Source organism: Burkholderia sp. Ac-20353 (assembly GCF_017104785.1).
GTDB lineage: Bacteria > Pseudomonadota > Gammaproteobacteria > Burkholderiales > Burkholderiaceae > Burkholderia.
In genome coordinates this window covers 1-6,464 of record NZ_JAAGPL010000316.1, presented here as the reverse complement: position 1 = coordinate 6,464, position 6,464 = coordinate 1, and the positions used below count along the sequence as shown (strand labels likewise).

Below are 6,464 nucleotides of genomic sequence, written 5' to 3'. Positions count from 1 at the left end.
GCGCGGCCGGCGGGTTCGGTGTGGTCGACGGCGCCGAGCCGGGTGCTACCGCGGCCGCCGTATCGCCCGCACGCGCGAGACCCGCGCCGAGCACCGCGGCGCCGATGCTCAGCGACGCGCCCAGACGCGCGAGGCGGCGCAGACGATCACTGCGCACGGGCAACCCCGTTGTCGCGTGCGTCGCCGTTCCACGGCGCGACCTTGAACAGCAGCAGCATGCCTGGAATACCGAGCGCCGCGCATACCAGGAAATAGTTGAACCAGCCAATGTCCGCGACGATGTAGCCGCTCGCGGCGGACGCGAGCGTACGCGGCACCGACGCGAGGCTCGTGAACAGCGCGAACTGCGTCGCGGTGTAGCGCGGGTCGGTGGTGCTTGCAATGTACGCGGTGAATGCGGCGAGCGTGAGGCCCGTCGAGAAGGTTTCGAAGCCGTAGACGGCGGCCATCAGCGCCGGCTGCGCGCCGGCCTTCGCGAGCCACGCGAAGCCGAGCGTCGACACGATCTGCAGGATGCCGAAGATCCACAGCCCGCGCGCGATGCCGATCTTCACGAGCCAGACGCCGCCGATGATGCCGCCCGCGAGGCTCGCCCAGAACGCGGTCGTTTTCGCGATCACGCCGATCTGCGTCTTGTTGAAACCGATGTCGAGGAAGAACGACGTCGACAGCGTGGTCGCCATCGTGTCGCCGAGCTTGAACAGGAAGATGAACGCGATCACGAGCAGCGCGCCGGCCCAGCCGTCGCGCAGGATGAATTCGCGGAACGGCAGGATCACCGCGTCGCGCAGGTTGCGCGGCGGCGTGCCGACCACCTCCGGCTCGCGCACGAGCAGCGTCATCACGATGCCCGGCAGCATGAACGCGGCGGTGAACGTGAACACGCCGCTCCACGGCAGGTGGTCGGACAGGATCAGCGACAGCGAGCCGGGGATCAGCGCGGCGATCTTGTACGCGTTCACGTGCACCGCGTTGCCGAGGCCCTGCTCGGTGTCGCGCAGCAGTTCGCGGCGATACGCGTCGATCACGATGTCGGCGCTCGCGCCGAAGAACGCGACGAGCGTGGTGAGTGCGGCAACCGTCCAGATCGAGTTGCGCGGCGACACGAAGCCGAGCGCGGCAATCGCACCCGCGACGAGGAGCTGCGTGAACAGCATCCAGCCGCGCCGGCGGCCCGGCCGCCAGCCGGGCAGGCGCGGCACGTAGCGGTCCATCAGCGGCGCCCACAGGAATTTCCACGTATACGGAAACTGGATCAGCGCGAACAGGCCGATCGATTTCAGGTCGACGCCCTCCGAGCGCAGCCAGGCCTGCACGAGATAGACGAGCGTGAAGAGGGGCAGACCCGACGTGAAGCCGAGAAACACGCAGATCAGCATGTGCGTGTTCAGGAAGGCTCGCCAGCCGGGGTGATCCTCGTGAGCGGTGAGTGCGGGCGCCTCGTGTGGCGTTTTGGACATGTACTGGAACAGGGTAGCGTTGACGTTATGGCGGCGGTAGCGCACGCAGCTGCGTGGGCGGCGCGGCATCGCGGCCGCCCGCGCGGCGCTGGCCGGCGACCCGGCCGGGCGTTAACTGGCCGCGCCAGACCCGGGGGATCTGACCTGGCCGGACCAGACCCGGCCGGACCGTTCGTCAACGGCCCCCCGGCTCAGCTGCGCTTGACGCGATAGACAGCAAGACTACCACGCCAGTTCGCTCCCCATCGAATCGGCTGGCCTTCGTGCAGCACGACGCGGTCGAGGATCGTCACGCCGACTTCGGGTGCGAGCGCCTCGAAATCCTCGATCGTCAGCACCCGGACGTTCGGCGTGTTGTGCCACTGGTAAGGTAGCGACTTCGACACCGGCATCCGGCCGTTCAGCACCGACAGCCGGTGCGGCCAGTAGCCGAAATTCGGGAACGACACGATGCATTCGCGGCCGACCCGCGCGGTTTCGCGCAGGATCGCGGCCGTCTGGTGAATCGTCTGCAAGGTCTGCGACAGGATCGCGATGTCGAAGCTGTGGTCCTCGAACAGGCGCAGGCCGTCTTCCAGGTTCTGCTGGATCACGTTGATGCCGTTCTTCGCGCTCGCGAGCACGCCGGCGTCGTTCAGCTCGATCCCGTAGCCGGTCACGTCCAGTTCTTCCATCAGCAGCGCGAGCAGCGAGCCGTCGCCACAGCCGAGGTCGAGCACCGTCGAACGCGGCTCGACCCAGCGCGCGATCGTGCGGAAGTCCGCGCGCGCGGACAGGGAATTCAGCGCTTGCTGGTTCATGCACCCACCTCGTTGGCGATTCGTTCGTAATACGCGCGGATCAGGTTGTGATAGCGCGCATCGTCGAGCAGGAACGCGTCGTGGCCGTGCGGCGCATCGATTTCCGCGTAGCTGACCGTGCGCTTGTTGTCGAGCAGCGCCTTGACGATCTCGCGCGAGCGCGCCGGCGCGAAGCGCCAGTCGGTCGAGAAGCTCGCGATCAGGTATTTCGCCTGCGTGTGCGCGAGCGCGGCGCTCAGGTTGCCGTCGAACGCCTTGGCCGGATCGAAGTAGTCGAGCGCGCGCGTGATCAGCAGGTAGGTGTTCGCGTCGAAGTAGTCGGCGAACTTGTCGCCCTGGTAGCGCAGATACGACTCGACCTCGAACTCGACGTCGAAGCTGAAGTTGTACGCATCGAGCGCACCGTCGGCGCGGCGCAGCGCGCGGCCGAATTTCTCGGCCATGTCGTCGTCGGACAGGTACGTGATATGGCCGATCATCCGCGCGACGCGCAGGCCGCGCCTCGGCTTCACGCCGTGCGCGTAGTAGTCGCCGCCGTGGAAATCGGGATCGGACAGGATCGCCGAGCGCGCGACCTCGTTGAACGCGATGTTCTGCGCGGACAGCTTCGGCGTCGACGCGATATCGATGCAGTGCGCGACGCGGTCCGGATACATCAGGCTCCACGCGAGCGCCTGCATGCCGCCGAGGCTGCCGCCCATCACCGCGGCGAAGCGCTCGATGCCGAACGCGTCGGCGACACGCGCCTGCGCGTGCACCCAGTCCTCGACGGTGACGACCGGAAAGCGCGCGCCGTACGGCTTGCCGGTCGACGGGTCGATGCTCATCGGGCCGGTCGAGCCGAAGCACGAGCCGAGGTTGTTCACGCCGATCACGAAGAAGCGGTTGGTGTCGAGCGGCTTGCCGGGGCCGACCATGTTGTCCCACCAGCCGGTGCTGCGCGGATCGTCCGCGTAGACGCCGGCGACGTGATGCGACGCGTTGAGCGCGTGGCAGACGAGCACCGCGTTCGAGCGCGCGGCGTTGAGCTCGCCGTACGTCTCGACGACGAGCTGATAGTTGCCGATCACGCTGCCGCTTTGCAAGCGCAGCGGTTCGGCGAAATGCATGGTCTGTGGAGCGACGATGCCGATCGATTCCATTCGTTCCGCCTTATGACTGGGCGGCTAAATGGTGTCGGCGATGCGCGGAGTCGAAAAGGCGCGGCTGACGACCTCTTTAGCCGCATTTGTAGTGAACCGCCGGGACAAAGACAAATCAAGGCCCCGGCCGGTTCGCGCGCCCGCAATCGAGTCAGCAAATCGGCGCGCTTCCGACCTGCCGCCCAGGTGGCGGCAGTCGGCAGAGTATAGCGGAAATTGCGGGAAGCGCGGATTGGGGCGGAGGTCGGGCCGATTTCCGGCCCGCCCGTCACTGCAGGATCAGCCGCAGGTGCGTATCGGCCTGCTCGCCGGGCGGCTGCCGGAACCCGCTCTTCGCGAAGCGGTGCCAGCGCCCGATCACGTAGCTGACGAGCAGGCTCGCCCGCGCGGCCGGATCGTAGTCGGCCGGCAGGGCCAACGTGGCGGACGCGCCGTCCGGCTGCGCATTCGCTTCCAACCGCGCGACCCGCAGGCATTGCTTGAGCGTTGCCTCGATGCGGTCGAGTATCTGGTTCACGCGCTCGGTGAGGCGCTCGTGCTCGCCGACGAGCGCTTCGCCCGTCAGCACGCGGGTCATGCCGGGGTTCTTCGCGGCGAAGTTGAGCATCATCAGCGCGATCGCGCGGGCCTGCAGCACGCCGTTCGGCTCCTTCGCGACGATCTGGTTGACGAGGCCGAAGAAGGTCTCCTCGATGAACTCGATCAGCCCTTCGTACATCTTCGCCTTGCTCGAGAAGTGCCGGTACAGCGCGGCTTCCGACACGTCGAGCCGGGCCGCGAGCGCGGCGGTCGTGATCTTCTCTGGCTTCGGCGCCTCGAGCATCGTCGCGAGCGCCTGCAGGATGTGCACGCGGCGTTCGCCCGGTTTCGGGCGCACGCGGGTGCGGGTGGGTGTTGCCTGGTCGTCCGTTACCGCTTGGTCCTGCGGGTGAGTCGGCTGCATTTCTGTCGCCCCGATCGAGTGCCCAGTCGCAGCGATTTTAACGAACGAATGCGTTGGTCGACATAGTGCGGGCGGCCAGTATTCGGCAGGTGGCCCGGCAGATGGCCGGTAATCCATACGGTGCCGATGCCGAGGCGCTTGTAGCGCTTCAGGTGGCCGCGCGTGTCCTCGACCAGGATCGCGTCGGCGAGCCGCGCGTTGGCGGCGCGCAGCGTCCGCCGCAGCATCGTGTGATCGGGCTTCGCGCGCCACGTGCGGCGGTCGCGCATATGCTCGATCGCGATCACGCGCTCGAACAGCCGCTCGATGCGCAACTCGCGCAGCACCGCGCGCGCGTAGTTTTCCGGCGCATTGGTCAGCACGAACTTGCGGCCCGGCAGCGCGGCGACGATCCGGGCGAGGCCGCGCTCGGCGCGCAGCATCGCGGGCAGGTCGGGGAACGTGTGCACGACGCGCAGGAAGTCGTGCGGATCGATCGGATGGTGGCGCGTGAGGCCGAGCAGCGCCGCGCCGTAGCGCTTCGTGTAGCCGTTGCGCAGGCGGTCGGCTTCGGCGCGCTCGACCTGGAGCGCGTCGATGATGTACTGCGTCATCGCACGGTTGATCTCCGGGAAGATCGCGTGCGACGCGTGGTGAAGGGTATTGTCGAGGTCGAACAGCCACACCGGCGCGCCGGCGCGGGGCCGGCTGCGCGACACGCGCCGGCGCCGCATCGCGGCCGACAGGTCGGGTGTGGCGGTCTTGCGGCGGGCGCTCAATGCGAGCGGATCATCGTGCCGAACGGCTGCTCGGTCAGGATTTCCAGCAACACCGAGTGCTCGATGCGGCCGTCGACGATGTGCACCGACTTCACGCCGCTCTTCGCGGCGTCGAGCGCCGACGAGATCTTCGGCAGCATGCCGCCGGAGATCGTGCCGTCCTCGAACAGCGCGTCGATCTCGCGCGCGGACAGGTCGGTCAGCAGGTTGCCGTCCTTGTCCATCACGCCCGGGATGTTGGTCATCATCAGCAGCTTCTCGGCGTTCAGCACCGTAGCGAGCTTGCCGGCGACGAGATCCGCGTTGATGTTGTATGACAGGCCGTCCTCGCCGAAGCCGATCGGCGAGATCACCGGGATGAACGCGTCGTCCTGCAGCGCCTTCACGACCGCCGGGTTGATCGCCTCGACTTCGCCGACCTGGCCGATGTCGATGTACTGGCCCGGATTGTCGCGGTCCGGCATCAGCAGCTTGCGCGCGTGGATCATGCCGCCGTCCTTGCCCGTCAGGCCGACCGCGTGGCCGCCGAAATGGTTGATCAGCGTCACGATGTCCTGCTGCACTTCGCCGCCCAGCACCCACTCGACGACTTCCATCGTCTCTTCGTCGGTGACGCGCATGCCCTGGATGAAGGTGCCCTGCTTGCCGATCTTCTTCAGCGCGGTGTCGATCTGCGGGCCGCCGCCGTGGACGATCACCGGGTTGATGCCGACCAGCTTCAGCAGGATCACGTCGCGCGCGAAGCCTTGCTTGAGCCGCTCTTCCGTCATCGCGTTGCCGCCGTATTTGATGACCACGGTCTTGCCGTGGTAGCGGCGGATGTACGGCAGCGCCTCCGCGAGGATTTCGGCTTTCAACGTGGGGGCGATCTGCGAGAGGTCGATGGGCTCGGACATGGCGGCGGCTCTGGCTGGGAACGGTTGAAACAGGGCGAATTGTACAGGAGTGGCGCAGCGCAGCATCGGGATTTTCCGCCCGCAGGAGAGGCGTGCAGGGTGCGTCCGGGTGCGTGCCGGCCGCGTGCCGGGGCCGCGCCGGTGCGTTGGCCGATCGGCCGCTCCGCAAAATCCGGTCGTCGCGCTATGCTTGAGCCGTTGGACGCCGCCGCGTCCGCCATCCGCCGTTTCGCGATGACCGTATCCGCCACCGATTCCGCCACCGATCGCCGTTCCAATCCGCGACGCGCGCGCTGTCCGCGCTGCGGCCGCGGTTTCGACTGCGGCACGCACACGCAGCCGTTCGAATGCTGGTGCGCGTCGATGCCCGGGTTGCCCGACGGCGCGCAGCCGGCGCTCGGCGCGCGCTGCCTGTGCCCGGAATGCCTCGCCGACGAGACGGCCCGGCGCGTCGCCGGGGGCGGC

The 6,464-nt window shown here is 67.8% G+C and carries 7 protein-coding genes; 1 reads left to right on the top strand and 6 read right to left on the bottom strand.

Going from position 1 to position 6,464, the window contains the following annotated elements; translation table 11 throughout:
• Window positions 1-146: 146 nt before the first annotated feature.
• The 6 genes from G3N94_RS38925 to argB all read right to left on the bottom strand — a co-directional run bounded on the left by G3N94_RS38925 (window position 147) and on the right by argB (window position 5,999).
• Window positions 147-1,460 (bottom strand): AmpG family muropeptide MFS transporter, encoded by a 1,314-nt coding sequence (locus tag G3N94_RS38925; RefSeq protein WP_205799518.1) that lies wholly within the window; start codon window positions 1,458-1,460, stop codon window positions 147-149.
• 191 nt (window positions 1,461-1,651) lie between these two features.
• A complete protein-coding gene (gene metW, locus G3N94_RS38920) occupies window positions 1,652-2,260 on the bottom strand; it encodes a methionine biosynthesis protein MetW (RefSeq protein ID WP_006755281.1) in 609 nt (202 codons plus the stop codon).
• Entirely contained in the window at window positions 2,257-3,402 is a 1,146-nt protein-coding gene (locus G3N94_RS38915) for a homoserine O-acetyltransferase (RefSeq protein ID WP_205799517.1), read from the bottom strand. The genes metW and G3N94_RS38915 overlap by 4 nt, the downstream gene beginning before the upstream one ends.
• Before the next feature lie 268 nt (window positions 3,403-3,670).
• Window positions 3,671-4,345, bottom strand: a complete 675-nt coding sequence (gene slmA / locus G3N94_RS38910; RefSeq protein ID WP_205799516.1) for a nucleoid occlusion factor SlmA — start codon at window positions 4,343-4,345, stop codon at window positions 3,671-3,673.
• Window positions 4,312-5,103, bottom strand: a complete 792-nt coding sequence (locus G3N94_RS38905) for a pyrimidine 5'-nucleotidase (RefSeq protein ID WP_205799515.1) — start codon at window positions 5,101-5,103, stop codon at window positions 4,312-4,314. Before G3N94_RS38905 ends, slmA begins: the two co-directional genes overlap by 34 nt.
• Window positions 5,100-5,999, bottom strand: a complete 900-nt coding sequence (gene argB / locus G3N94_RS38900; protein WP_205799514.1) for an acetylglutamate kinase — start codon at window positions 5,997-5,999, stop codon at window positions 5,100-5,102. Before argB ends, G3N94_RS38905 begins: the two co-directional genes overlap by 4 nt.
• A gap of 234 nt (window positions 6,000-6,233) precedes the next feature.
• Here argB and G3N94_RS38895 point away from each other — a divergent pair.
• Window positions 6,234-6,464, top strand: a 231-nt coding sequence (locus G3N94_RS38895) for a cysteine-rich CWC family protein (RefSeq protein ID WP_205799519.1), incomplete at its 3' end; no start/stop codon positions are given.

Coding starts and splice junctions, on each gene's coding strand:
- G3N94_RS38925 (WP_205799518.1), bottom strand. CDS start 1,460: ATGTCCAAAACGCCACACGAGGCGCCCGCACTCACCGCTCACGAGGAT.
- metW (WP_006755281.1), bottom strand. CDS start 2,260: ATGAACCAGCAAGCGCTGAATTCCCTGTCCGCGCGCGCGGACTTCCGC.
- G3N94_RS38915 (WP_205799517.1), bottom strand. CDS start 3,402: ATGGAATCGATCGGCATCGTCGCTCCACAGACCATGCATTTCGCCGAA.
- slmA (WP_205799516.1), bottom strand. CDS start 4,345: ATGCAGCCGACTCACCCGCAGGACCAAGCGGTAACGGACGACCAGGCA.
- argB (WP_205799514.1), bottom strand. CDS start 5,999: ATGTCCGAGCCCATCGACCTCTCGCAGATCGCCCCCACGTTGAAAGCC.